We start from the raw sequence: 24655 nt of genomic DNA on the forward strand, positions 1-24655 counted from the left end.
GAGCTGATCGTGCCGATCGCCATGGAAGAGAAGCTGCGCTTCGCTATCCGTGAAGGCGGCCGCACCGTCGGTGCCGGCATCGTCGTCACCATCAAAGAGTAATTTGGACTTAAACCGATCTGTCGCGGGCGCGGGAGTTGCCCGCGCCGCGCCAGAACAAGGAAGTGACGCATGAACGGACAGAATATCCGCATCCGCCTTAAGGCGTTTGACCACCGCGTGCTCGACGCCTCGACGAAGGAAATCGTGTCGACGGCCAAGCGTACCGGTGCAAACGTCCGCGGCCCCATTCCGCTGCCGACGCGGATCGAAAAGTTCACGGTCAACCGGTCGCCTCACGTCGACAAGAAGAGCCGCGAGCAGTTCGAGATGCGCACGCACAAGCGTCTGCTCGACATCGTCGATCCGACCCCGCAGACGGTCGATGCTTTGATGAAGCTCGATCTGGCCGCCGGCGTCGACGTCGAGATCAAGCTCTAAGGGAATGAGAGCGCGGTAAGGGGCGGTGCCCCTGGCCCGGAACTCTAAAGGAATTGAACCGATGCGTTCAGGTGTGATTGCAAAAAAGGTGGGAATGACCCGCATCTATAACGATGCCGGGGAACATGTTCCCGTCACCGTTCTCCTGATGGAGAACTGCCAGGTCGTGGCCCAGCGCACGCAAGAGAAGAATGGCTACACCGCCGTTCAGCTCGGCGTTGGCCTTGCCAAGGTGAAGAACACGTCGAAGGCGATGCGCGGCCATTTCGCGACCGCTTCCGTCGAGCCGAAGGCGAAGGTCGCCGAGTTCCGCGTCTCCGCCGACAACATGATCGATGTCGGCGCGGAGATCACCGTCGAGCACTTCGTCGCCGGCCAGAAGGTCGATGTGACGGGCACGACGATCGGCAAGGGTTTTCAGGGCGTCATTAAGCGCCACCACATGGGCGGTGGCCGTGCGACGCACGGTAACTCGGTTTCGCACCGTACGCACGGTTCGACCGGCCAGCGCCAGGACCCGGGCAAGGTGTTCAAGGGCAAGCATATGGCTGGCCACATGGGCGACACCCGCGTCACCACGCAGAATGTCGAGATCGTATCGACCGACGCCGACCGCGGCCTGATCCTGATCCGCGGTGCGGTTCCCGGATCGAAGGGCGCCTGGATCCTGGTCCGCGATGCGGCCAAGGTGGCACTGCCGGCCAATGCGCCGAAGCCTGCCGCGATCCGCGCCGTTGCTGCCGAAAGTGGCGCCAAGAACGAGGCTCCGGCCACAGAGGGAGCGGAATAATGGATCTCAAGATCACAACGCTGGGCGGCAAGGACGCCGGCAAGGTGGAACTCTCCGACGAGATTTTCGGCCTTGATCCGCGCGAAGACATCCTGCAGCGCGTCGTGCGCTGGCAGCTTGCCAAGAAGCAGCAGGGCACGCACAAGACCAAGGGTCGCGCCGAGATCGCGCGCACCGGCGCCAAGATGTACAAGCAGAAGGGTACGGGCCGCGCCCGTCACCATTCGGCACGCGCTCCGCAGTTCCGCGGCGGCGGCAAGGCCCACGGCCCGGTCGTTCGCAGCCACGAGCACGAACTGCCGAAGAAGGTTCGTGCTCTCGGCCTCAAGCATGCTCTCTCGGCCAAGGCCAAGAGCGCGTCGATCATCATCATCGACGAGCTGAAGCTGACCGAGGCCAAGACGAAGGCGCTGATCGCGAATTTCGCGACGCTGGGCCTGACCAACGCTTTGCTGATCGGCGGCGCCGAGCTTGACAAGAACTTCAAGCTGGCGGCGACGAACATCCCCAACATCGACGTGCTGCCCATCCAGGGCATCAACGTCTACGACATTCTGCGCCGCGGCACGCTGGTCCTTTCGAAGGCCGCCGTCGAGGCTCTCGAGGAGCGTTTTAAATGACCGACCTTCGTCATTACGACGTGATCGTCTCGCCGGCGATCACCGAAAAGTCGACCATGGCCTCCGAGCAGAACAAGGTCGTCTTCAACGTCGCCAAGAAGGCGTCGAAGCCGGAAATCAAGGCCGCCGTCGAAGCGCTGTTCGGCGTCAAGGTGATGGCCGTGAACACGCTTGTCCGCAAGGGCAAGATCAAGCGCTTCCGTGGCACGGTTGGCCGCCAGAGCGACGTCAAGAAGGCGGTTGTGACGCTGGCCGATGGCCAGTCGATCGACGTCGCGACGGGTCTCTGAGCAAGGCCGCGAGGACAGAACAATGGCACTGAAAAAATTCAACCCGGTAACGCCCAGCACCCGTCAGCTGGTCATCGTCGACCGCTCGGGCCTCTACAAGGGCAAGCCCGTCAAGGGTCTGACCGAAGGCCTGACCAAGTCGGGCGGCCGCAACAATCATGGTCGCATCACCGCCCGCTTCATCGGCGGTGGTCACAAGCGTTCGTACCGCATCATCGACTTCAAGCGCCGCAAGTTCGACGTCGTCGGCACGGTCGAGCGCATTGAATACGATCCGAACCGCACCGCTTTCATCGCGCTGATCAAGTATGATGATGGCGAGCTGTCCTACATCATCGCTCCGCAGCGTCTGGCTCCCGGCGACAAGATCGTGTCCGGTGAATCGGTCGACGTGAAGCCGGGCAATGCGATGCCGCTGGCTTCGATGCCGGTCGGCACCATCGTCCACAACATCGAGCTGAAGCCGGGCAAGGGCGCTCAGGTCGCCCGTTCGGCAGGTGGTTACGGTCAGCTGGTCGGTCGTGACCAGGGCATGGCGATCCTGCGCCTCAATTCGGGCGAGCAGCGTGTCGTTCACGGCTCCTGCATGGCCACTGTTGGCGCCGTGTCCAATCCGGACCACGGCAACATCAATGACGGCAAGGCCGGTCGCACGGTTTGGCGTGGCAAGCGCCCGCACAATCGCGGCGTGACCATGAACCCGGTCGACCATCCGCACGGCGGCGGCGAAGGCCGCACCTCGGGTGGCCGCCATCCGGTTTCGCCCTGGGGCAAGCCGACCAAGGGCAAGAAGACGCGGTCCAACAAGGCGACCGACAAGTTCATCCTGCGCTCGCGCCATCAGCGCAAGAGCTAAGAAGAGGTAACGCCAAGTGACTCGTTCGATTTGGAAAGGCCCCTTCATTGACGGCTACCTTCTCAAGAAGGTGGACAAGGTTCGTGAAGGTGGTCGCAATGAGGTGATCAAGATGTGGAGCCGTCGCTCCACCATCCTGCCGCAGTTCGTCGGCTTCACCTTCGGTGTCTACAACGGCCAGAAGCATGTTCCCGTCTCGGTGAACGAGGACATGGTCGGTCACAAGTTCGGTGAATTCGCTCCGACCCGGACCTATTACGGTCACGGCGCGGATAAGAAGGCGAAGAGGAAATAATCATGGGCAAGGCCAAAGCTCCGCGCAGGCTTGCTGATAACGAAGCGCGCGCCGTATTGCGCACGATCCGTATCAGCCCGCAGAAGCTCAACCTCGTTGCCGCGCTGATCCGCGGCAAGAAGGTCGCGACAGCGCTTTCCGATCTCGAATTCTCGGCCAAGCGGATTTCCGGCACGGTCAAGAAGACGCTGGAATCGGCAATCGCCAACGCGGAAAACAACCACGACCTGGATGTCGATGCACTGATCGTGGCGGAAGCCTATGTCGGCAAGTCGATCGTCATGAAGCGGTTCCATGCCCGTGGCCGCGGTCGCGCCAGCCGTATCGAGAAGCCGTTCTCGCACCTCACGATCGTCGTTCGTGAAGTCGAAGAAAAAGGGGAGGCCGCATAATGGGCCAGAAAGTCAATCCGATCGGTCTTCGCCTCGGCATCAACCGCACCTGGGATTCGCGCTGGTTCGCGAACACCGGCGAGTACGGCAAGCTGCTGCATGAGGACATCAAGATCCGCAAGTATCTCGAGAAGGAGCTCAAGCAGGCTGCCATCTCGAAGGTCGTGATCGAGCGTCCGCACAAGAAGTGCCGTGTCACCATCCACGCTGCGCGCCCGGGCCTGATCATCGGCAAGAAGGGCGCCGACATCGAGAAGCTTCGCAAGAAGCTGATGGAGATGACGAAGTCCGAGACGCACCTTAACATCGTTGAAGTGCGCAAGCCGGAGATCGACGCGACCCTGGTCGCCCAGTCGATCGCCCAGCAGCTCGAGCGTCGTATCGCGTTCCGCCGCGCCATGAAGCGCGCCGTTCAGTCGGCGATGCGCCTCGGTGCCGAAGGCATCCGCATCAACTGCGCCGGCCGCCTCGGCGGCGCCGAGATCGCGCGCATGGAATGGTATCGCGAAGGCCGCGTGCCGCTGCATACGCTGCGTGCGGACGTCGACTACGGTACGGCCGAAGCGCACACGGCTTATGGCATCTGCGGCGTCAAGGTCTGGGTGTTCAAGGGCGAAATCCTTGAGCATGACCCGATGGCTTCGGAGCGTCGGGCCAGCGAAAGCGATGCAGCGCATGGCGGTGGTGGTGATCGCGAACGCGGTCGTCGTCGCGAAAACGCCTGAGACATTTAGGAATTTGGAGTTAGAACGATGCTGCAGCCAAAGCGCACAAAGTTCCGCAAGCAGTTCAAGGGCCGTATCCATGGTACCGCAAAGGGCGGCACCAACCTGGATTTCGGTGGTTTCGGGCTGAAGGCGCTTGAGCCGAACCGCGTCACCGCACGTGAGATCGAGGCGGCCCGCCGCGCGATCACGCGTGAAATGAAGCGCGCTGGTCGCGTCTGGATCCGTATTTTCCCGGACGTGCCGGTCACTTCGAAGCCGACCGAAGTCCGCATGGGTAAGGGCAAGGGTGCGGTCGACTACTGGGCGGCGCGCGTCAAGCCGGGCCGTATCATGTTCGAGATCGACGGCGTCAATGAAGAAACCGCCCGTGAGGCACTGCGTCTCGGCGCGGCCAAGCTCTCGGTCAAGACGCGCTTTGTGCAGCGCATCGCAGAATAAGGACGGGCTGATCATGAAAGCCGAAGACATCCGGACCAAGACCCAGGACCAGCTGACCGACGACCTGGCCAGCCTGAAGAAGGAGCAGTTCAACCTGCGCTTCCAGAAGGCCACCGGCCAGCTCGAGAAGACCGCGCGCGTGAGACAGGTCCGTAAGGATATTGCGCGTATCAAGACCATCGCTGCGGAAAAGTCCGCGGCTAAGAAGGCTTAAGGACGAAAACCATGCCAAAGCGCATTCTGCAGGGCACCGTCGTCAGCGACAAGAACGAGAAGACGGTTGTCGTCAAGGTCGAACGGCGCTTCACGCATCCCGTGATGAAGAAGACCGTGCGCATGACCAAGAAGTACAAGGCGCACGACGAGAACAACGCCCACAAGGTAGGCGATCAGGTGTTCATCCAGGAATCGAAGCCGATTTCCAAGGACAAGCGCTGGATCGTCGTGTCTTCGGACCAAGCCTGACCTCGGGCGTAAACAACGAATTTTGGACAGACCGGGGAGGGGCTTTGAGCCCATCCCGTTAGAAGAGAAGAAGGCGGCCAGTCATGATTCAGATGCAAACAAACCTCGACGTCGCGGATAATTCCGGCGCCCGTCGTGTCATGTGCATCAAGGTGCTGGGCGGCTCGAAGCGGAAATACGCTTCCGTGGGCGACATCATCGTGGTGTCGATCAAGGAAGCCATTCCGCGCGGCCGCGTGAAGAAGGGCGATGTGATGAAGGCGGTCGTGGTTCGCACGGCCAAGGACATCCGCCGCCCGGACGGCAGCGTGATCCGTTTCGACAAGAACGCGGCCGTTCTCGTCGACAACAAGAAAGAGCCGATCGGCACGCGTATCTTCGGACCGGTTCCGCGCGAACTCCGCGCCAAGAACCACATGAAGATCATCTCGCTCGCGCCTGAAGTGCTGTAAGGAGCCGGACCAATGCAAAAGATTAGAAAAGGCGACAAGGTCGTCGTGCTGGCCGGCAAGGACAAGGGCCGTTCGGGCGAAGTCCTCTCGGTGCAGCCGAAGGAAGACACCGCGCTGGTGCGCGGCGTCAACATGATCCGCCGTCACCAGAAGCAGTCCCAGTCCCAAGAGGGCGGGATCATCACCAAGGAAGCGCCGATCCAGCTGTCGAACATCGCGCTGGCCGACCCCAAGGATGGCAAGCCGACCCGCGTCGGCTTCATCTTCCAGAAGGACGGCAAGAAGGTGCGCGTCGCCAAGCGCTCGGGAGAAGTCATCAATGGCTAAGGCTCAAACCACGAAGCCCAAGGCTGAAAGCAAACAGTCCAAGGCTCAGAACACGCCGCGCCTCAAGCAGGTCTACAACGAGACCATCCGCAAGGCGCTGCAGGAACAGTTCGGCTACGACAACGAGATGCAGGTTCCGCGCATCGACAAGATCGTGCTGAACATGGGCGTTGGCGAAGCGACCGCCGATTCGAAGAAGCCTTCGATCGCGGCCGAAGACCTGGCGATGATCGCCGGCCAGAAGGCCGTCGTCACCCGCGCCCGCAATTCGATCGCCGGCTTCAAGGTCCGCGAGAAGATGCCGATCGGTGCCAAGGTCACGTTGCGCAAGGAACGCATGTACGAGTTCCTCGACCGCCTCGTGAACATCGCACTGCCGCGCGTCCGCGACTTTCGCGGACTGAATCCGAAGAGCTTCGATGGCCGTGGCAACTACGCCATGGGCATCAAGGAACACATCGTGTTCCCGGAGATCAACTACGACAAGGTTGATCAGATCTGGGGCATGGACGTCATCGTTTGTACGACTGCGAAGACGGACGACGAAGCCAGGGCGTTGCTCAAGGCCTTCAACTTCCCCTTCCGCCAGTAACGGCAGCGAGAAAAGGAAAAATCTGAAATGGCAAAGACCAGCTCAGTCGAGAAGAACAACAGGCGCCGCAAGCTTGCTGACCAGTACGGTCCCAAGCGGGCTGCGCTCAAGGCGATCATCATGGATCAGTCCAAGCCGATGGAAGAGCGCTTCCGCGCTCAGCTGAAGCTTGCCGCCATGCCGCGCAACTCGGCCAAGATCCGCATCCGCAACCGCTGCGAAGTCACCGGCCGTCCGCGCGCCTACTATCGCAAGCTCAAAGTATCGCGCATCGCGCTTCGTGATCTCGGCAATAACGGCCAGATCCCGGGCCTGGTCAAGTCGAGCTGGTAAGGAGGACATAACATGTCATTGAGCGATCCTCTCGGCGATATGCTGACCCGCATCCGCAACGCGTATGGCCGCAAGAAGTCGAGCGTTTCGACGCCGGCTTCGCGTCTGCGCACCCGCGTCCTCGACGTGCTGAAGGCTGAAGGCTATATCCGCGATTACAGCCAGACCGACTTCGACAACGGCAAGTCCGAAATCGAGATCGAGCTGAAGTATTTCGACGGCGCGCCGGTCGTGCGCGAAATCGCCCGCGTCTCGAAGCCAGGCCGCCGCGTCTATGTTTCGGCCAAGTCGATCCCGCAGGTCGCCAACGGCCTCGGCATCGCCATCCTTTCGACACCGAAGGGCGTGATGGCCGACCATGAAGCACGTGAACAGAACGTCGGCGGTGAGATCCTCTGCCAGATCTTCTGATCTGGCAGTTGACCGCAAAGTGGAATCCGGTCTTCGGATCGTTCCCGAAGACAGAGACCTGAAACAAGAGAAGTGACGAGGACAACAAAATGTCTCGTATTGGAAAGAAACCCGTTTCGCTGCCGCAGGGCGTGACCGCGACCGTCAACGGCCAGACCGTGACGGCGAAGGGCCCCAAGGGTGAGCTGAAGTTCGTGGTAAACGACGAAGTGCTGGTCAAGATGGAAGGCAGCGAGATCGCTGTCCAGCCGCGCGACCAGACCAAGACCGCCCGCTCCAAGTGGGGCATGTCGCGCACGCAGATCGTCAACATCCTGCAGGGCGTCAAGGACGGTTTCGAGAAGAAGCTCGAGATCACCGGCGTCGGCTATCGCGCGGCACTTCAGGGCAAGAACCTGCAGCTGGCGCTTGGCTTCAGCCATGACGTCGTCTATGAGACGCCGCAGGGCATCACCATCACGGTGCCGAAGCCGACTGAAATCACCGTGGCCGGCATCGACAAGCAGCAGGTCGGCCAGGTTGCGGCCGAGATCCGCGAGTATCGTGGTCCGGAGCCCTACAAGGGCAAGGGCGTCCGCTATGCTGGCGAGAAGATCGTCCGCAAGGAAGGCAAGAAGAAGTAGTGGGCCTGGCCTCGAGAGGTTGAAGACTTTTCGGAAAAGGCCAAGCCAGGAAGTGTAACGCCGCGGGGAGCGGTCGCGGGAGGCGCTTTCGCCTACCGCATATGGCGGCCCCCGTTTTTTGAAGGCAAGGAAGACCATCATGGGTACCAAGGAATCCACGCAGCGCCGCGCGCAGCGCGTCCGTCGTCAGATCAAGAAGGTCGCCGGCGAGCGCCCGCGTCTGTCGGTCCACCGCACGTCGAAGAACATCTACGTGCAGGTCATCGACGACGCCAAGGGCCACACCATCGCTGCCGCTTCGACGCTCGAGAAGGACCTCAAGGGTTCGCTCAAGACCGGCGCCGACACCGCCGCCGCGACCGCGATCGGCAAGCTGATCGCCGAGCGCGCCACCAAGGCCGGCGTCAAGGAAGTCGTCTTCGACCGCGGCGCCTACATCTATCACGGCCGCGTCAAGGCGCTCGCCGAGGCTGCCCGCGAAGGTGGCTTGAGCTTCTAAGCATAGTCCCGAAAAGTTGCAGACTTTTCGGATAGGGATTATGCGAAGGAATTGATTTCGCCCCCGGTGACCGTTCCCGATTTATTCGGGGCGAGGCACCGGATCTTATCAGCAACCGTGCTTCCGGAAAAAAACAAGGAACAGGATATGGCACAGGAACGTAGGGATGGCGGCCGCGGCCGCGATCGTGAAGAACGCGATGACGGCATGGTGGACAAGCTCGTCCACATCAACCGCGTCGCCAAGGTCGTCAAGGGCGGCCGTCGCTTCGGTTTTGCAGCACTCGTCGTCGTCGGCGACCAGAAGGGCCGCGTCGGCTTTGGTCACGGCAAGGCGCGCGAAGTGCCGGAAGCTATCCGCAAGGCAACTGAATCGGCCAAGCGCGACATGATCTTCGTGCCGCTGCGCTCGGGCCGTACGCTGCACCATGACGTCGAAGGACGCTGGGGCGCCGGACGCGTGCTGCTGCGCGCTGCCAAGCAAGGTACCGGCATCATCGCCGGTGGCCCGATGCGCGCTGTCTTCGAGACGCTCGGCATGCATGACGTGGTCGCCAAGTCGATGGGTTCGTCGAACCCCTACAACATGGTTCGCGCCACATTCGACGCGCTGAAGAGCCAGATGCATCCCAAGGATGTGGCTGCTGCTCGCGGCATCAAGTATTCGACCCTTCAGGCCCGCCGCGGCACCGCCGTTGCGGCTGAAGAATAGTCGATCTGACCAGGGATTTTGACCATGGCCAAGAAAGCAACCAAGACCATCACCGTTGAGCAGATCGGTTCGCCGATCCGCCGCCCGAAGGAACAGCGCGCAACGCTGGTCGGCCTCGGCCTCAACAAGATGCACAAGCAGCGCACGCTGGAAGATACGCCCTCCGTGCGCGGCATGATCGCTGCCGTCCAGCATCTCGTCCGCGTCGTGGACGAGGGCTGAGCCAGAGCGCAGGAGAACTCAGATGAAACTCAACGATCTGCGTGACAAGGACGGCGCGACGCACTCCAAGAAGCGTCTCGGCCGTGGTATCGGCTCCGGCTCCGGCAAGACCGGCGGTCGCGGCGTCAAGGGCCAAAAGGCGCGCTCCGGCGTCGCCATCAACGGCTTCGAAGGCGGCCAGATGCCGCTCTACCGGCGCCTGCCGAAGCGTGGCTTCAACAACATCTTCGCCAAGAGCTTCACCGTCGTGTCGCTGGCCCGCATTCAGGTGGCCATCGACGCCAAGAAGCTCGATGCCAAGGCGACCGTGACGGCTGAATCGCTGGTTGCCGCCGGCGTCATCCGCCGCGTCAAGGACGGCGTGCGCATCCTCTCGGACGGCGAGATCAAGGCGAAGCTCGCCTTTGACGTCGCCGGCGCCTCCAAGGCCGCGATCGAAAAGATCGAAAAGGCCGGCGGTTCGGTCAAGCTGCCGCAGGAAAAGGCAGCCGCCGAGTAACGGCAATTTGAAGCGCGATCGGCAAGAGTTGGATCCGTTTTTGCTCACGATTGCGCTTTGATCTGCTCAACGAGGCGGCCGCGTCAACGCGGCCGCTTGCATGTTTAGAGCCCGGAGCTTATCTCGTGAGCTTCGGTGAAACGCGCCGCCTGACCTCAGGGCCATCAAGCGTTACCAAGCGGAGAATCAGGCATGGCTTCGGCTGCTGAACAATTAGCCTCGAATCTGAATTTCTCGGCCTTCGCCAAGGCGGAGGATTTGAAGAAGCGCATCTGGTTCACGATCGGCGCGCTGCTCGTCTATCGCCTCGGCACCTACATCCCGCTTCCTGGTATCAATCCCGACGCCTTCGCCCAGGCATTCTCTTCGCAGAGCAAGGGCGTGCTTGGCATGTTCAACATGTTCGCCGGCGGCGCCGTGCAGCGCATGGCGATCTTTGCGCTCGGCATCATGCCTTACATCTCCGCGTCCATCATCATGCAGCTGATGACCTCGGTCATCCCGTCACTGGAAGCGCTGAAGAAGGAAGGCGAACAGGGCCGCAAGGTCATCAACCAATACACGCGCTACGGCACCGTGCTGCTTGCGCTGGTTCAGGCCTATGGCATTTCTGTCGGTCTGGAAGGCGGCAACGGCATCGTCAGCGATCCCGGCATGTTCTTCCGCATCTCGACCGTTGTCACGCTGGTCGGCGGCACCATGTTCCTGATGTGGCTGGGCGAGCAGATAACCGCGCGCGGCATCGGCAACGGCATTTCGCTGATCATCTTCTCCGGCATCGTCGCCGGCCTGCCGCACGCCATCTCCGGCACGCTGGAGCTTGGCCGCACCGGCGCGCTGTCGACCGGCCTGATCCTGGCGATCATCGTGCTGGCCGTCGTCGTCATCGCACTCATCGTGTTCTTCGAGCGCGCCCAGCGCCGCTTGCTGATCCAGTATCCGAAGCGCCAGGTCGGCAACCGCATGTTCCAGGGCGATACCTCGCATCTGCCGCTGAAGCTCAACACGTCGGGTGTCATTCCGCCGATCTTCGCCTCGTCGCTGCTGTTGCTGCCGGCCACCGTCGCGGGTTTCTCGCAGACGACCAACATGCCGGCCTGGGCAAGCACCATTCTGGCTGCACTCGGACATGGCCAGCCGCTCTACATGGCATTCTATGCGGCGATGATCGCGTTCTTCGCTTTCTTCTACACTGCGATTGTCTTCAACCCGAAGGACACCGCCGACCAGCTCAAGAAGCATTCAGGCTTCATCCCGGGTTATCGTCCGGGCGAGCGCACCGCCGATTACATCGATTACGTTCTCACCCGCATCACCGTCGTCGGCGCCATCTATCTGGTGCTGGTGTGCCTGCTGCCGGAGTTCCTGATCTCGGCGACTGGCGTACCATTCTACCTTGGTGGCACATCGCTTCTGATCGTGGTCAGTGTCACGCTCGATACGGTTGCGCAGATTCAGGGCCACCTGATCGCGCACCAGTATGAAGGCCTGATCAAGAAGTCGAAGCTGCGCGGGGGGAAGAAAGCCAGATGAGGTTGATATTGCTTGGGCCGCCAGGAGCGGGCAAGGGGACGCAAGCACAAAGACTGGTAGAAAAACACGGCATACCCCAGCTCTCGACGGGCGACATGCTGCGTGCTGCCGTCCAGGCAGGCACCGAAGTCGGCAAGCGCGCCAAGGCGGTGATGGATGCCGGTGAACTGGTGTCCGATGCGATCGTCAACGCGATCGTCGCCGAGCGTATCGATCAGCCCGACTGCGCCAAGGGGTTCATCCTCGACGGCTATCCGCGGACCCTGGTGCAGGCGGATGCGGTCGAGCAGATGCTGTTGGATCGCTCCCAGGCCCTCGACGCCGTCATTGAGCTCGTGGTCGACGACAAGGCCCTGGTCGGCCGGATCGTCAAGCGCGCCGACGAGGCGCAGGCAGCCGGCCTTCCCGTTCGCAAGGACGACAACCCGACGGTGTTCGAAGAGCGCCTGAGGGAATACTACAAGAAGACGTCGCCGCTGATTGGCTACTACTATGCCAAGGGCAAGCTCCGCAGTGTCGACGGCATGGCCGATATCGACGCCGTGACGGAACAGATCGAAGCGGTGCTCAAGGACGCAGTGCGGGGAAATTAACGATTGCACTTGACGGAAGCGGTTCGCTGCGGTATGGCGGCCCGTCTTCCTATCAGGCATGAGCTTTGCTTGTCCGCAAGGGCAAGGCAGCCGTATTGAACTGGAAACTTCCGCATGGGCCGGCCTCCACCGGACGCGGGGCAACTTAAGACAGCGCCGTGCCCGCCTCGTTTTTGAGGATTGGCCGGCCCACATGGAGAAGGGAAGAACATGGCTCGTATAGCCGGCGTCAACATTCCGACCAACAAGCGCGTTGTCATTGCGCTTCAGTACATTCACGGCATTGGCAAGCGGTTCGCCCAGGAGATCGTCGACAAGGTCGGCATCCCGGCCGAGCGCCGCGTCAACCAGCTGACCGACGCGGAAGTGCTGCAGATCCGCGAAACCATCGACCGCGATTACCAGGTTGAAGGCGACCTGCGCCGCGAAGTCTCTATGAACATCAAGCGGCTCATGGACCTCGGCTGCTACCGCGGCCTGCGTCACCGCCGCTCGCTGCCGGTCCGCGGCCAGCGCACGCATACCAATGCGCGCACCCGCAAGGGCCCGGCCAAGTCGATCGCCGGCAAGAAGAAGTAATTTGTTAGGGGAATAAGGGAGTAGGGGAGTAAGGCAGTAGGGAATGCCCATCAATCGGGCCGCACTTTTCCCTACTCCCTTACTGCCCTATTCCCCTACTCCCTTACGAAGGTGGAGCCGCTGGCATTACGGCGGTGTAGAGATCAACTGAAAGGACTATCATGGCCAAGGAAGCCGCTCGTGTTCGCCGTCGCGAACGCAAGAATATCTCGTCGGGCGTTGCCCACGTCAATTCGACCTTCAACAACACGATGATCACCATCACCGACGCGCAGGGCAATTCGATTGCCTGGTCGTCGGCCGGTGCCCAGGGCTTCAAGGGTTCGCGCAAGTCGACCCCGTTCGCTGCCCAGATGGCTGCCGAGGATGTTGCCAAGAAGGCCCAGGAACACGGCATGCGCATGCTCGAAGTCGAGGTCTGCGGGCCCGGCTCCGGTCGTGAATCGGCATTGCGCGCCCTGCAGGCCGCCGGCTTCACCATCACGTCGATCCGTGATGTGACGCCGATCCCGCACAATGGCTGCCGCCCGCGCAAGAAGCGTCGCGTCTAAGCATTTATCGAACGCCGCGCGAGCGCCCTTGGGCGCTCCTCCGCGGCATTCCAGGTCGCCCGCCACGATTGGATGGTGGCGGGTCAACGGAAGGAAAGCATCATGATCCAGAAAAATTGGCAGGAACTGATCAAGCCGAACAAGATCGAGTTCTCGTCGAAGAAGAAGACGCTGACCACGCTGGTCGCCGAGCCTCTCGAGCGTGGCTTTGGCCTGACGCTGGGCAACGCGCTGCGCCGCGTGCTTCTGTCTTCGCTGCGCGGTGCGGCTGTTACCGCCGTGCAGATCGACGGCGTTCTGCATGAATTCTCGTCCATCGCCGGTGTGCGCGAGGACGTGACCGACATCGTCTTGAATATCAAGGAAATCGCCATCCGCATGGAAGGCGATGGTCCCAAGCGCATGGTCGTTCGCAAGCAGGGACCGGGTGCTGTTCTTGCCGGTGACATCCAGACGGTTGGCGACGTCGAGATCCTCAACCCCGACCACGTCATCTGCACGCTGGACGAAGGCGCTGAAATCCGCATGGAATTCACCGTCGACACCGGCAAGGGTTACGTGCCGGCCGACCGCAACCGCGCCGAAGACGCGCCGATCGGCTTGATCCCGGTCGACAGCCTTTATTCGCCGGTCAAGAAGGTCTCCTACAAGGTCGAGAACACCCGCGAGGGTCAGGTTCTCGACTATGACAAGCTGACCATGACGATCGACACCGACGGTTCGATCACCGGCGAGGACGCGGTGGCTTTCGCCGCCCGCATCCTGCAGGACCAGCTCGGCCTGTTCGTCAACTTCGACGAGCCGCAGAAGGAAGTCGCCGCCGAGGCCGTCACCGAGCTCGCCTTCAACCCGGCGCTGCTCAAGAAGGTCGACGAACTCGAGCTTTCGGTGCGTTCGGCCAACTGCCTGAAGAACGACAACATCGTCTATATCGGCGACCTGATCCAGAAGACCGAAGCCGAGATGCTCCGCACCCCGAACTTCGGCCGCAAGTCGCTGAACGAGATCAAGGAAGTCCTGGCGGCGATGGGCCTGCACCTCGGCATGGAAGTGCCGGACTGGCCGCCGGAAAATATCGAAGACCTCGCTAAGCGTTACGAAGACCAATATTGAGCATGAATTCCAAGGATCGGCGGCGTGGGCCGCTCGATCCGACGGTCATGCGGAAAACCATCAGAGGCCACGGCCTCTTGAACAACTGAAGAAGGAAAAGAGCCATGCGCCACGGTTTCAAAGGCCGTCGCTTCGCCCGAAGCATTAGCCATCGCAAGTCGATGTTCGCCAACCTCGCCGTGTCGCTGCTCGAGCACGAGCAGATCGTCACGACCTTGCCGAAGGCGAAGGACCTGCGTCCGATCGTCGAGAAGCTGGTGACGCTCGGCAAGCGCGGCGACCTGCACGCCCGCCGCCAGGTCATTGCCCAGATCGGCAATGAAGGCGTCGTCAAGCGTCTGTTCGACACCATCGCGCCGCGTTACGCCAACCGCAATGGCGGCTATCTGCGTATCATGAAGGCGGGCTTCCGTCACGGTGACAACGCCGCCATGGCTGTCATCGAGTTCGTCGATCGTGACGTCTCGGCCAAGGGCGCCGGCGACCGCGCTCGCATCGAAGCCGAAGGTGCCGACGCGGATGCCGCAGCCGCATAAGGCTCGGTTTTCCCAATGAGTTCAAAGGGGCCTGCGGGCCCCTTTTTTGTTTGCCGATGTTTGCTGTCCATCGGCCAGCGCCAGGTACTGGCTTCCGCTCAACAGCTTCCAATTGAATGCACCCGGTACCTCTTCAGTCTTCGGGTAGGGGTATGAATAGATACTGTCGAGGACGGCTTGAGAATCGATTTTCGCCATCGATTGCGATGGGGAGGAGACGTTCAAATAGGTTTCGGCGTCTTGGTTGCCGATGAAGTCGGCAGCCACATGAAAATGTATCTGAATCGGTCCGGCGCAGATGTTCATTCCGATGTCATGGCCGGACGTCGCGTAGAAAACCTTGGCCTGATCTGGAGTCCAAAGGCCGGCACCCAGGAACTCTGATGGCTTTGTCTTTCCGCTGAACCCGTCCAGGGAGACTGCAAAGCGAGTGGTGAGAGCCTCCAAATCGCCTTTGAGGCAACTGGCCTGCTCAATTTGAAACCAGTTCATCTGGCGAGGCGGCGTGATATCAAAGGAAATTTCGAGCTTTCCGAACGTCCAGTAATCTGGATCGACATGCTCAGGCGTGCCGAGCACTTCGACAATCTCGGCCATTGTCATGTCGGGGGAGATCGGCCCCCAAGCTGCCGGTCTTCAAAAAGTCACGGAAAGACAGGAGTTGTTTTTTCATCAGGGCCACGAGGTTTTCGGTTTCAAGGTCAGCTGTAGCTGTTTTGCTGCCCAAAATAATCGGATTTCAGCGGCTTAGCCTTTCATTTTGCACAATCGTCGGGACAATGCCCCCGAACTTGCCTTGGAGGATTCGCGAATGCGCGCCAGAAGACTGCCCTTTGTTCTGCTTTTCGCCGTCATGGCGTTTGCGGCCGCACCGGTGGTCAGGCAGGCATTGGCCGAGGAGACCAAGACCGATCCCGGCCTGTCCGATGTGCTGACCGACCTGCTGCATGGCGTCGAAGGCGAAAACGCCACGGCTGGTCCCGACAAGCGTGTGCCGTTCGGCCGCGAGGAGGTGCAATTGTCCTTTGCGCCGCTGGTCAAGCAGACAGCCCCGGCGGTGGTCAACGTCTATGCCTCGCAGACCGCCAAGGTGACGTCGCCTTTCGACGGCGATCCGTTCTTCGAGGAATTCTTCGGCCGCTCGCAGCCGCGTGCGCAGTCTTCGCTCGGCTCCGGCGTGCTGGTCGATCCGACCGGCGTCGTGGTCACCAATTACCACGTCATCAAGGATGCCGACCGGGTCAAGGTGGCGACGGCGGACGGACGCGAGTTCGACAGCAAGGTGCTGCTCAAGGACGAGACACTCGACCTCGCCGTGCTCAAGATCACCTCGGACAAGCCGTTTCCGGTTATCGCCATCGGCGATTCCGACGCGCTTGAGGTCGGCGACCTGCTGCTGGCCATCGGCAACCCCTTCGGCGTCGGCCAAACCACCACCAGCGGCATCGTCTCGGCATTGGCCCGCAGCCATATCGGCGTCTCCGATTCCAGCTTCTTCATCCAGACCGACGCCGCCATCAATCCGGGCAATTCCGGCGGTGCGCTGATCAACATGGGCGGCCAGCTGGTCGGCATCAACACCGCCATCTACAGCCGCAGCGGTGGTTCGATCGGCATTGGCTTTGCCATTCCCTCGAATATGGTTCGCGCTTTTGCCGACGCGGCCAAGGCCGGGCTCGACTTCTTCGAGCGGCCCTATGTCGGCGCCGAGTTCGAATCGGTGACGCCGCAGATCGCCGAATCGCTTGGCATGGAGAAGCCGACCGGTGCGCTGGTCTCGTCGGTCGAAGCGACCGGTCCGGCCGCCAAGGCAGGGCTCAAGCCCGGCGACGTGGTGCTGCAGCTCAACGGCAAGCCGGTCGAGAGCATCGAAGCGCTGGACTACCGGATGGCGACGCTGTCGATCGGCACCACCGCCAACTTCGCGGTTTTGACCAAGGGCCAGCAAGCGGCGATGGATATAGCGCTGGAGCGTGCTCCGGAAGGCATGAAGGCTGCCGAGGTGACGCTGCATGGCCGCAGCCCGTTTTCGGGCGCCAAGGTCGCGGAGCTGTCGCCCCGGCTCGCGCAGCGGCTTGGCCTGCGCACGGACATCAAGGGCGTCACCGTGGTCGACATCAACCGCGATTCTCCGGCCGCCGATTTCGGCTTCCAGCCGGGCGACATCGTGCGTGAGGTGAACGGCACCACCATCGATACCGCGGCGACCCTGGAGCTGGCGGCCAAGACGGATACGCGCTGGTGGCGCTTTACCGTCGAGCGTGGCGGGCAGATAATGCGTCAGGTGTTGCGTTATTAGGGCTGGTTCCGTGCATTCGGGCTCATGCTCCAACGAAAAAGAAGTGCATGGCCGATCTGTTCAGCGTCGATGAACCGGAAAAGACCTCGCCTGGGCGGCCGCTGGCCGACAGGCTGCGGCCGAGAAACCTTGGCGAGGTCGTCGGCCAGGAGCATCTGACCGGCCCTGACGGCGCGCTGACCCGGTTGATCGGTTCCGGCTCGCTCGGCTCGATGATCTTCTGGGGGCCGCCCGGCACCGGCAAGACCACCGTGGCGCGCCTGCTTGCCGGCGAAACCAGCCTGGCCTTCGAGCAGATATCGGCTGTCTTTTCCGGCGTCGCCGACCTGAAAAAGGTGTTCGAAGCGGCCAAATTGCGCCGCACCAATGGCCGCCAGACCTTGCTGTTCGTCGACGAGATCCATCGCTTCAACCGTGCCCAGCAAGACAGCTTTCTCCCGGTCATGGAGGACGGGACAGTCGTGCTGGTTGGCGCCACGACCGAAAACCCGTCCTTCGAACTGAATGCCGCTTTGTTGTCACGCGCGCGCGTTCTGGTCTTCCATTCGCTTGGCGAGGAGAGCATCTCCAAGCTGATGACGCGGGCGGAGGAGACCGAGGGCAGGGCGCTGCCGCTCGACGACGAGGCGCGGGCCATGCTCATCCGCATGAGCGATGGCGACGGCCGGGCCTCGCTGACGCTCGCGGAGGAAGTCTGGCGGGCAGCCAAACCCGGCGAGGTCTTCGATCCCGAGGGACTGCAGCGCATCGTCCAGCGCCGCGCGCCGATCTACGACAAGGGCCAGGACGGCCATTACAATCTGATCTCGGCGCTGCACAAGTCGGTGCGCGGTTCAGACCCTGACGCGGCTCTCTACTATCTCGCACGCATGTTCGATGCCGGCGAGGATCCGCTCTATCTAGGCCGCCGGCTGGTCCGCATGGCCATGGAAGACATCGGCCTTGCCGACCCGCAGGCGCTTGTCGTCGCCAATGCCGCCAAGGATGCCTACGACTATCTCGGCTCGCCCGAAGGCGAACTCGCCTTTGCCGAGGCCACCGTCTATCTCGCCACCGCGCCCAAATCCAACGCCGTCTATAACGCTTTCAAGGCTGCCACGCGGGCCGCCAAGGAACATGGTTCGCTGCTGCCGCCCAAGCACATCCTCAACGCGCCGACAAAGCTGATGAAAGCGGAGGATTACGGCGCCGGCTATCGTTACGACCATGACGAGCCGGACGCCTTTTCGGGGCAGGATTATTTTCCGGAGAAGATGGGCCGCCAGACCTTCTATGATCCGCCCGAGCGCGGCTTCGAGCGCGATATCAGGAAGCGGCTCGACTATTGGGCGAAGCTGCGCAAGGAGCGGGAATAGCGGGTTTGCGTGAGGCCGTTGACCAGATCCGCCAGGCAGCCAGCCGGCCACGATAGCAGGGCCGTTGTGTGGTAACCCAAAAAACCTTATCAAGGCGCACGGCCGGGCGGTGGCCGTTGCCTTGATTTGGGCACCTCATTCGCAACAGGATCGCGCTTCGCGCGTGGAAAAATGACAAAAACCCTTCGCAAATCCCTTCGCAAGTTCGCCATTGCCATCCCGCTTCTCGCCCTTGGCTTCTATTTCATTCCCATCCTGACGACGATCTTCATCATCTGCGGCCTGATCGACGTGCTGCGCAACGACCGCAAGGATCTGTCGCTGTTCTCAGGCTATTTTCTCGGCAACGGCCTGTTCACCTGGCTGCTTTCGCCGTTCAATCTGCTGGTCGACCTCTTGTGCTACAGAAATCCGGGCGTCTGGAAGCTGGAGCAGTTTCCCGCCGACTACCAGCGCGAGGTCAACGAGGTCCTGGACATCTTCAAAGCGCGCAAGGATGAGATCATTGCCGACATCGACGCCAATTTCGGCGCCGGCCGGCGCGGCATGTATGTCTACCAGTGGTACGGCAAGCACAGGATCGATAATGTCGCCGAGTTCAACAAGGATTTCAAATACATCAAGACCATAGCCGTTTCCGTCTTCAGCAAGCGCGAATCGACGTCCTGGCATTTCGGCCCGCTGCGGCTCAGCCTGCGCATCCTCTACAATCTGATCCCGGTGAAGTCGGAGATTTTCGTCGAGTGCGGCAACGTCAAGAATTACTGGTACGACAATCCGCTGTTCATCTTCGACGACACGCTGCTGCATCGCTCGGTCAACGAGTATGACGGCCGCCGCTACTGCGTGTTCATGGACATTATCAGGCCGTCTCCGGTTCCCCGTCTCATCGCGGGCATGCTCGCCATCGTCTCGGTCAGCGTCGAGCGCATCAATTCCATGTTCTACAAGAACTGGAAGATGATCGGCTCGACCAAGCCGAAAAATGCCGGGACGACCTGAGCTTTAGAGAACCGGCGCTGCCGGCGGCATTTGGGTGCTCCGCATGTGAGATTTGGCCCATCCTTGTGGCCGCTCATGCGCCGGAACGGCTCCTGGCTGCATGAACGGCGGCCCGGGCTGACTTTGACAGTTCTGCCTCTCCCCTCCTGGCGGCTTCAAGTGACGAAGAACAGATCTCTCGGATTTTGGGCAACGACCTATGTGTGCACCGCTCTGCTGGGAGTTGCTCTTGCTCTCACCTATGTAGGGCTTGAACAGCCTGTCTATTACTGGGACTTCGCTGCCTATTTCGACACGTTCAGCCGGCAAGGCACGCTCTTGGTTCAGAGCCCTCTCGAATGGCTCAGCCACCTGAGAACCTCGATAGCCACGGATGACTACAGTGCGGCGATCCTGGTGCCGCTGATGCCGTTTCACATCATTTTTGGCGATTCGAGGTTTTCCTACATCGCCGGAACAGTCGCTGTTTATCTGGTCCCGACCGCTCTTCTCATCGGCAGAATAAGCTATCTGGAGGCGGCGACCGGGACGTCTTCATACCGAAGCTGGCTCACCGTATGGATTGCGGCCTTTCTCTACACGCCCTTCTGGGCGGCGACGCTTCGCGGGTTGCCTGACATTGCCGGCTGTTTCGCGCTTTGCGCGGCAACCTATTTTCTCTGGAAATCGAGGTTCCTGACCCATGAACCGGTGATCAGCGGAATACGTGTCGGCGTATGCCTGTGGTTGGCATTCGTGCTGCGCCGCTGGTACGCCTATCCCGTCATCGGGGTCGGAATTTCCGCAGCCTTCTTCTGTTTTCTGCAGGCGAAAGACCGGGACTTTCCGGCACTCCGCAATGCCGCCGTCGGGGGCCTGTGTGCGATCCTCGTGGTTATCGGAGCCGCGCTGACCTTCCAGCAACCCCTGATCCTCAAGATACTGGGAACCAGCTATGGCGACCTTTACAGCGGATACAAGACAAACTTCGGTTCACAGCTTGGCCAGGTAGGATCGCGGCTCAGCTATGTGAACTGGCTGTTGATCGTATTTGGCCTTTACATCTCCATCATACGCCGAAACAGATTTTCCCTGTTCTGTGCCGTTGCTTCGGCACTCACCTTCGTCCTCTTCACCCGCATGCAGGACCCGGATCGCCATCATTCGGTGCCAGTATTTCTTTGGCTCTTTCCTGCCTACGCCCAGGCAATCGTTGCGATCGGTTCGATGCCGGCACTGAGATCGCTATGGTCGAACGCCGCGATAGCCGTTGCCGCCGGGCTGGCGTTTTTCGGTACTTTTTTCCCGACTGGCCGCCAGGTGCTGTCACCGATCAGCTACGTCTTTGCCAGCGAAGCCACGCTCCCGCTGCACCTCGACAATCTTCCAGAATACAGGCGCCTTATCGATGACCTTCTTGGAAAGATGGGACCTGAGGACCGGTTGTCGGTATTTGCATCCAGCGGGATGATGAGCGATTCATTGCTGTATGAAATGGACAAGGACCTTTACCCTCGCATCGAGTGGGCTTGTCAGGTCGATAGTCGCGATCGATTCAGACCGGCGGCGTTGAAGTCCAAATACGTTGTCGTGACCGATCCGCCCGTTACCCATCTGCAGCCGGGTGCGCAGCTCTGTGTCTCGATACCGGACCAATACATTGTCGAGGGCAAAGGCATCGGCGCAGCATACAGGCGCATCGCGGCGTACCAGCTGTCCGGCGACGTCAAGGGCTACCTCTACGAACAGGTGCGCCCTGTCGGCAAAACGGAGATCGATGACCTCTACAACGAGTTCAGGAAAAAATATCCGGGATGGGCAACGCCTGAGTGGTGACGAACTCGGCCAATCCGTGCGGTTGCGCCCGCAACGAGGGATTGACCGGGCAGCCGTGCGGGGGCAGTAAACGGTCATGTTCAATCTGTTTCTCGTCGTCGTCGGTGGCGGCATCGGTGCCGGAATTCGTCACCTTACCAACATCGGCGCGCTGCGCCTTGTCGGCCCCAGCTATCCCTGGGGCACGATGGCCATCAACGTCATCGGCTCCTTCGCCATGGGGCTGTTCATCGCCTCCATGATGCGCCGTGGCGGATCGAACGAGGTCAGGCTGTTCGTTGCTACCGGCATTCTTGGCGGCTTCACCACCTTCTCCGCCTTTTCGCTCGATTTCGCGACGCTGTGGGAGCGGGGAGCCACGCTGCCTGCGCTGGCTTATGCCCTTGCCAGCGTCATTGGCGCCATTATCGCCCTGTTTCTGGGACTTTGGCTCGCAAGAAGCCTGCCTTAGTGCTATTGCCGCGCCAAGAACAGGCCGGGCTTCGCTCGGGAAACGGATAAGCGACAAAAAATATGGCAGGCGTTGAACAGATCACGGTGGAGGCCGGCGAGGCGGGCATGCGGCTCGACCGCTGGTTCAAGACCCATTTCCCGGGCCTTGGTTTCGGCCATTTGCAGAAGCTTCTGCGCTCCGGCCAGATCCGTGTCGACGGCGGTCGGGTCAAGGCGGACACCCGTGTCGAGCCCGGCCAGATGGTTCGCGTCCCACCGCTCGAGGTCGACAAGAAGGGCGAGAGTGCGCTGACCGGCCACTCGATCCGCAACCAGGGCGATGCCGATGTTCTCGCCAAGATGCTGATCCACGAGGATCCCAAGGTTTTCGTCTTCAACAAGCCGGCGGGCCTTGCGGTGCAGGGTGGCTCGGGCGTCACCCGCAATGTCGACGACATGCTGGAGGCCTGGCGCAACCAGAAGGGCGAGAAGCCCAGGCTGGTTCACAGGCTCGACCGCGACACCTCGGGCGTGCTGGTCGTCGCCCGCAGCCGGCTGGCCGCCATGAAGCTCTCGGAAGCGTTTCGCGCCCGCGAGACCAAGAAGACCTATTGGGCGCTGGTCAAGGGCGTGCCGCCCAAGCGCGAGGACAAGATCTCGACCTGGCTGATCAAGGAGCCGACGCCGGACGGTGACCGCGTGCGTGTCGCCGCGCACGGCGAAAAGGGCGCCGATCACGCCGTGTCCTACTACCGGATCATCGAGCAGGCGGCGCAGACGATGACCTGGCTGGAGATGGAGCCTTATACCGGCCGCACCCACCAGCTTCGCGTTCATGCCGCCCACATCGGCTGTCCGATCCTGGGCGATCCGAAATATTTCGAGGCCGACACCAACTGGGACTTTCCCGGCGGCATTCAAAACCGCCTGCATCTGCATGCGCGCCGCATCATCATTCCGCATCCCGACAAGGGCGTCATCGATGTCACAGCGCCAATGCCGCCGCACATGCGACAGAGCTGGAACCTGATCGGCTTCGACGACGCCAGCGCGGAGGACTGATCGTGAGCGGCGCCACCGACGGGCTCGCCGCCGATACGCTTGATCGCCGCGACACGGTCGACATGGCCGCCGCCGCCATCATGGTCGGGCTGACCTTTTCCTGGGGGCTGAATTACGTCGCCGCCAAGATCTCCTACGCTGGCTATGATCCGGTTTTCCTATCGATCGCGCGCTCGATCATCGGCGGCCTGTGTGTCTTTGCCTGGTGCCGGTGGCGCGGCATCGCGCTTTTCACGCGCGACGGGACCTTGCTCGCCGGCATCGCGGTTGGCGCGCTTTTCGGCATCGAGTTCCTTTGCCTTTATGTCGGCCTGGAGCATACGACCGTTGCCCGCAACACGCTGTTGGTCAACACGATGCCGTTCTGGATGCTGCTCGGCGGCCATTTCCTGCTCGGCGAGCAGATCACGTTGAGAAAATTCCTCGGCCTGCTGCTGGCCTTTGCCGGCCTTGCCGCGGTGTTTTCCGACAAGCTCGGCGGCGGCGGAGACATGCTGTTCGGCGATCTTCTGAGCCTCGGCTCCGGATTCTTCTGGGCTTTGACCAATATCCTCATCAAGCGCTCGAAGCTGGTCGAGGCGAGCGCCGAGAAGCTTCTGCTTTACCAGCTCGCCGGGGCAGCGATCGTCGGCGTCTTGGTGCTGCCTCTCGCCGGCCCGCCCGTTCGCGATCCGACCGTGCTGCCGACTTTGGCGCTGCTTTTCCAGGCTGTCTACATCGTCGCCTTCACCTATGTGCTGTGGTTCTGGCTGCTGCGGCGCTATCCGGCATCGGGCCTGTCCAGTTTCACCTTCCTGTCGCCGGTTTTCGGCGTGCTGTGCGGCGCCATGTTCTTGAATGAGCCGCTGACCATGCGCATTTTCCTGGCACTTGGCCTGATTGCCGCCGGCCTGATTATCGTCAACCGGCCGGCGCGCAAGCTGACGCCGGTGTAAGAGAGACCTTCATGCGTGATATCCTCAACGACCTCGAAGCGGGCAAATATCTTTCCCATCCCGATCCGGTGCGTCGCGCCCAGATCCAGATGAAGACGCATCTGCCGAAGCGCTTCTACAAGGCCGCCTCTGTCGCACCTGTCGACAATGGCTTTGCCGTGCATCTCGACGGCAAGCCGGTGCGCACCCCGGGCAAGGCGCTGCTGGCGCTGCCTACCGAGGCAGCAGCAGTGCTTGCCGCCGACGAATTCGCCGCCCAAAGCGAGACCATCAATCCGGTGACCATGCCGGTGATGCGTCTCGTCAACACCGCCATCGACGGTGTTGCCAGCGACCCGCAGGCGGTGCTGGAGGATATCCTGCGCTTCGCCTCATCCGATCTGCTCTGCTACCGCGCCGACGTACCGCAGGGGCTGGTGGAGCGGCAGAACCAGCATTGGGATCCGGTGATCGACTGGGCGAGGGGAACACTCGGGGTCCGCTTCAATCTCGCCGAGGGCATCATTCATGTCGAGCAGCCGCGCGAGACCATCGCCGTGCTGGGCAGCCATCTTGCTCAGCGAACAGAGCCGCTGCGGCTCGCCGCCATCCATGTGATGACGTCGCTGACCGGTTCGGCTCTGCTGGCGCTGGCTGTCGATTTCGGCGAACTCGATGCCGATCCTGCCTGGGCCGCTGCCCATGTCGACGAGGACTGGCAGATCGAGCATTGGGGGCAGGATGCGGAGGCCGTTGCCCGCCGCGCGGCTCGCAAGCGCGACATGATGGCTGCTGTCGGCCTGCTGGAAGCGCTCAAGCGCTAAGGAGTTTTCCCAGCTCGCCCGGAT

Annotated in this window: 37 protein-coding genes; 36 read left to right on the plus strand and 1 reads right to left on the minus strand. The window is 61.5% G+C overall.

Annotated features, from left to right (window positions below; translation table 11 throughout):
* The 28 genes from NKJ11_RS17985 to rplQ form a co-directional block, all read left to right on the plus strand.
* Positions 1-102: EF-Tu C-terminal domain-related protein (locus NKJ11_RS17985; protein ID WP_152536282.1), on the plus strand; the 102-nt coding region annotated here is incomplete at its 5' end.
* A 69-nt stretch (positions 103-171) separates the two neighbouring features.
* Positions 172-480, plus strand: coding sequence for a 30S ribosomal protein S10 (gene rpsJ, locus NKJ11_RS17990; RefSeq protein WP_010909272.1), 309 nt, complete (start codon positions 172-174; stop codon positions 478-480).
* Between the two features lie 61 nt (positions 481-541).
* Positions 542-1270, plus strand: a complete 729-nt coding sequence (gene rplC / locus NKJ11_RS17995; protein ID WP_013531422.1) for a 50S ribosomal protein L3 — start codon at positions 542-544, stop codon at positions 1268-1270.
* Positions 1270-1890 carry a 50S ribosomal protein L4 gene (rplD, locus tag NKJ11_RS18000; protein ID WP_013531423.1) on the plus strand — a complete coding sequence of 207 codons (621 nt, stop codon included), beginning with the start codon at positions 1270-1272 and terminating at the stop codon, positions 1888-1890. The genes rplC and rplD overlap by 1 nt, the downstream gene beginning before the upstream one ends.
* Positions 1887-2180, plus strand: a complete 294-nt coding sequence (locus tag NKJ11_RS18005; protein ID WP_013531424.1) for a 50S ribosomal protein L23 — start codon at positions 1887-1889, stop codon at positions 2178-2180. The genes rplD and NKJ11_RS18005 overlap by 4 nt, the downstream gene beginning before the upstream one ends.
* 22 nt (positions 2181-2202) lie before the next feature.
* Positions 2203-3036 (plus strand): 50S ribosomal protein L2, encoded by an 834-nt coding sequence (gene rplB / locus NKJ11_RS18010; RefSeq protein WP_024505067.1) that lies wholly within the window; start codon positions 2203-2205, stop codon positions 3034-3036.
* A 16-nt stretch (positions 3037-3052) separates the two neighbouring features.
* Positions 3053-3331 (plus strand): 30S ribosomal protein S19, encoded by a 279-nt coding sequence (rpsS, locus tag NKJ11_RS18015; protein WP_006205463.1) that lies wholly within the window; start codon positions 3053-3055, stop codon positions 3329-3331.
* Between the two features lie 2 nt (positions 3332-3333).
* Positions 3334-3723 carry a 50S ribosomal protein L22 gene (gene rplV / locus NKJ11_RS18020; RefSeq protein ID WP_006205462.1) on the plus strand — a complete coding sequence of 130 codons (390 nt, stop codon included), beginning with the start codon at positions 3334-3336 and terminating at the stop codon, positions 3721-3723.
* A complete protein-coding gene (gene rpsC / locus NKJ11_RS18025; protein WP_013531426.1) occupies positions 3723-4448 on the plus strand; it encodes a 30S ribosomal protein S3 in 726 nt (241 codons plus the stop codon). The genes rplV and rpsC overlap by 1 nt, the downstream gene beginning before the upstream one ends.
* A gap of 27 nt (positions 4449-4475) precedes the next feature.
* The gene (rplP, locus tag NKJ11_RS18030) at positions 4476-4889 is read left to right on the plus strand and encodes a 50S ribosomal protein L16 (RefSeq protein WP_013531427.1); all 414 of its coding nucleotides are present in this window, start codon (positions 4476-4478) and stop codon (positions 4887-4889) included.
* 13 nt (positions 4890-4902) lie between these two features.
* On the plus strand, positions 4903-5103 hold the full coding sequence (rpmC, locus tag NKJ11_RS18035; RefSeq protein WP_006205459.1) for a 50S ribosomal protein L29: 201 nt from the start codon (positions 4903-4905) through the stop codon (positions 5101-5103).
* A gap of 11 nt (positions 5104-5114) precedes the next feature.
* On the plus strand, positions 5115-5354 hold the full coding sequence (gene rpsQ, locus NKJ11_RS18040; protein WP_010909280.1) for a 30S ribosomal protein S17: 240 nt from the start codon (positions 5115-5117) through the stop codon (positions 5352-5354).
* An 83-nt stretch (positions 5355-5437) separates the two neighbouring features.
* The gene (gene rplN / locus NKJ11_RS18045) at positions 5438-5806 is read left to right on the plus strand and encodes a 50S ribosomal protein L14 (protein WP_006205457.1); all 369 of its coding nucleotides are present in this window, start codon (positions 5438-5440) and stop codon (positions 5804-5806) included.
* Between the two features lie 12 nt (positions 5807-5818).
* A complete protein-coding gene (gene rplX / locus NKJ11_RS18050) occupies positions 5819-6133 on the plus strand; it encodes a 50S ribosomal protein L24 (protein ID WP_013531428.1) in 315 nt (104 codons plus the stop codon).
* The gene (gene rplE / locus NKJ11_RS18055) at positions 6126-6725 is read left to right on the plus strand and encodes a 50S ribosomal protein L5 (RefSeq protein ID WP_013531429.1); all 600 of its coding nucleotides are present in this window, start codon (positions 6126-6128) and stop codon (positions 6723-6725) included. Before rplX ends, rplE begins: the two co-directional genes overlap by 8 nt.
* A gap of 27 nt (positions 6726-6752) precedes the next feature.
* Positions 6753-7058, plus strand: coding sequence for a 30S ribosomal protein S14 (gene rpsN / locus NKJ11_RS18060; RefSeq protein WP_013895695.1), 306 nt, complete (start codon positions 6753-6755; stop codon positions 7056-7058).
* A gap of 12 nt (positions 7059-7070) precedes the next feature.
* Positions 7071-7469 carry a 30S ribosomal protein S8 gene (rpsH, locus tag NKJ11_RS18065; RefSeq protein WP_013531431.1) on the plus strand — a complete coding sequence of 133 codons (399 nt, stop codon included), beginning with the start codon at positions 7071-7073 and terminating at the stop codon, positions 7467-7469.
* A gap of 89 nt (positions 7470-7558) precedes the next feature.
* Positions 7559-8092: a 50S ribosomal protein L6 gene (rplF, locus tag NKJ11_RS18070; protein ID WP_013531432.1), complete on the plus strand. Its 534-nt coding sequence runs from the start codon at positions 7559-7561 to the stop codon at positions 8090-8092.
* A gap of 139 nt (positions 8093-8231) precedes the next feature.
* Positions 8232-8591 carry a 50S ribosomal protein L18 gene (rplR, locus tag NKJ11_RS18075; RefSeq protein ID WP_023812084.1) on the plus strand — a complete coding sequence of 120 codons (360 nt, stop codon included), beginning with the start codon at positions 8232-8234 and terminating at the stop codon, positions 8589-8591.
* Between the two features lie 147 nt (positions 8592-8738).
* A complete protein-coding gene (rpsE, locus tag NKJ11_RS18080; protein WP_006333394.1) occupies positions 8739-9302 on the plus strand; it encodes a 30S ribosomal protein S5 in 564 nt (187 codons plus the stop codon).
* Positions 9303-9326: 24 nt separating this feature from the next.
* A complete protein-coding gene (gene rpmD, locus NKJ11_RS18085) occupies positions 9327-9524 on the plus strand; it encodes a 50S ribosomal protein L30 (RefSeq protein ID WP_006205449.1) in 198 nt (65 codons plus the stop codon).
* Between the two features lie 22 nt (positions 9525-9546).
* The gene (gene rplO, locus NKJ11_RS18090; RefSeq protein WP_013531434.1) at positions 9547-10023 is read left to right on the plus strand and encodes a 50S ribosomal protein L15; all 477 of its coding nucleotides are present in this window, start codon (positions 9547-9549) and stop codon (positions 10021-10023) included.
* A 192-nt stretch (positions 10024-10215) separates the two neighbouring features.
* Positions 10216-11556: a preprotein translocase subunit SecY gene (secY, locus tag NKJ11_RS18095; protein ID WP_023812083.1), complete on the plus strand. Its 1341-nt coding sequence runs from the start codon at positions 10216-10218 to the stop codon at positions 11554-11556.
* Positions 11553-12149, plus strand: coding sequence for an adenylate kinase (locus tag NKJ11_RS18100; RefSeq protein ID WP_023812082.1), 597 nt, complete (start codon positions 11553-11555; stop codon positions 12147-12149). The genes secY and NKJ11_RS18100 overlap by 4 nt, the downstream gene beginning before the upstream one ends.
* Positions 12150-12359: 210 nt before the next feature.
* Positions 12360-12728: a 30S ribosomal protein S13 gene (gene rpsM / locus NKJ11_RS18105; protein ID WP_013531437.1), complete on the plus strand. Its 369-nt coding sequence runs from the start codon at positions 12360-12362 to the stop codon at positions 12726-12728.
* Between the two features lie 161 nt (positions 12729-12889).
* Positions 12890-13279, plus strand: coding sequence for a 30S ribosomal protein S11 (gene rpsK, locus NKJ11_RS18110; protein ID WP_006205444.1), 390 nt, complete (start codon positions 12890-12892; stop codon positions 13277-13279).
* A gap of 102 nt (positions 13280-13381) precedes the next feature.
* Complete coding sequence (locus NKJ11_RS18115; RefSeq protein ID WP_023812081.1) at positions 13382-14392, plus strand: DNA-directed RNA polymerase subunit alpha; 1011 nt, start codon at positions 13382-13384, stop codon at positions 14390-14392.
* A 104-nt stretch (positions 14393-14496) separates the two neighbouring features.
* The gene (gene rplQ, locus NKJ11_RS18120; RefSeq protein ID WP_027038732.1) at positions 14497-14928 is read left to right on the plus strand and encodes a 50S ribosomal protein L17; all 432 of its coding nucleotides are present in this window, start codon (positions 14497-14499) and stop codon (positions 14926-14928) included.
* A gap of 21 nt (positions 14929-14949) precedes the next feature.
* Here the strand turns inward: rplQ and NKJ11_RS18125 are convergent, their stop codons facing one another.
* The gene (locus tag NKJ11_RS18125) at positions 14950-15525 is read right to left on the minus strand and encodes a hypothetical protein (RefSeq protein ID WP_352793884.1); all 576 of its coding nucleotides are present in this window, start codon (positions 15523-15525) and stop codon (positions 14950-14952) included.
* Positions 15526-15739: 214 nt separating this feature from the next.
* Here NKJ11_RS18125 and NKJ11_RS18130 point away from each other — a divergent pair, with 214 nt between their 5' ends.
* The 8 genes from NKJ11_RS18130 to NKJ11_RS18165 all read left to right on the plus strand — a co-directional run bounded on the left by NKJ11_RS18130 (position 15740) and on the right by NKJ11_RS18165 (position 24631).
* Positions 15740-17227 (plus strand): DegQ family serine endoprotease, encoded by a 1488-nt coding sequence (locus tag NKJ11_RS18130; RefSeq protein WP_352611720.1) that lies wholly within the window; start codon positions 15740-15742, stop codon positions 17225-17227.
* 47 nt (positions 17228-17274) lie between these two features.
* Complete coding sequence (locus tag NKJ11_RS18135; RefSeq protein WP_352611721.1) at positions 17275-18582, plus strand: replication-associated recombination protein A; 1308 nt, start codon at positions 17275-17277, stop codon at positions 18580-18582.
* A gap of 171 nt (positions 18583-18753) precedes the next feature.
* Positions 18754-19584: an aspartyl/asparaginyl beta-hydroxylase domain-containing protein gene (locus tag NKJ11_RS18140; protein WP_127295791.1), complete on the plus strand. Its 831-nt coding sequence runs from the start codon at positions 18754-18756 to the stop codon at positions 19582-19584.
* 159 nt (positions 19585-19743) lie between these two features.
* Entirely contained in the window at positions 19744-21399 is a 1656-nt protein-coding gene (locus NKJ11_RS18145) for a hypothetical protein (RefSeq protein ID WP_352793886.1), read from the plus strand.
* Positions 21400-21475: 76 nt separating this feature from the next.
* Positions 21476-21850, plus strand: a complete 375-nt coding sequence (gene crcB, locus NKJ11_RS18150) for a fluoride efflux transporter CrcB (protein WP_352611723.1) — start codon at positions 21476-21478, stop codon at positions 21848-21850.
* Positions 21851-21912: 62 nt separating this feature from the next.
* On the plus strand, positions 21913-22893 hold the full coding sequence (locus NKJ11_RS18155; RefSeq protein ID WP_023812076.1) for an RluA family pseudouridine synthase: 981 nt from the start codon (positions 21913-21915) through the stop codon (positions 22891-22893).
* Between the two features lie 62 nt (positions 22894-22955).
* A complete protein-coding gene (locus NKJ11_RS18160; RefSeq protein ID WP_050592714.1) occupies positions 22956-23828 on the plus strand; it encodes a DMT family transporter in 873 nt (290 codons plus the stop codon).
* 11 nt (positions 23829-23839) lie between these two features.
* Complete coding sequence (locus NKJ11_RS18165) at positions 23840-24631, plus strand: ATP12 family chaperone protein (RefSeq protein WP_352793887.1); 792 nt, start codon at positions 23840-23842, stop codon at positions 24629-24631.
* Positions 24632-24655 lie beyond the last annotated feature (24 nt).

Origin of the sequence: Mesorhizobium sp. M0243, from assembly GCF_040321775.1 — a bacterium.
Classification (GTDB): domain Bacteria; phylum Pseudomonadota; class Alphaproteobacteria; order Rhizobiales; family Rhizobiaceae; genus Mesorhizobium.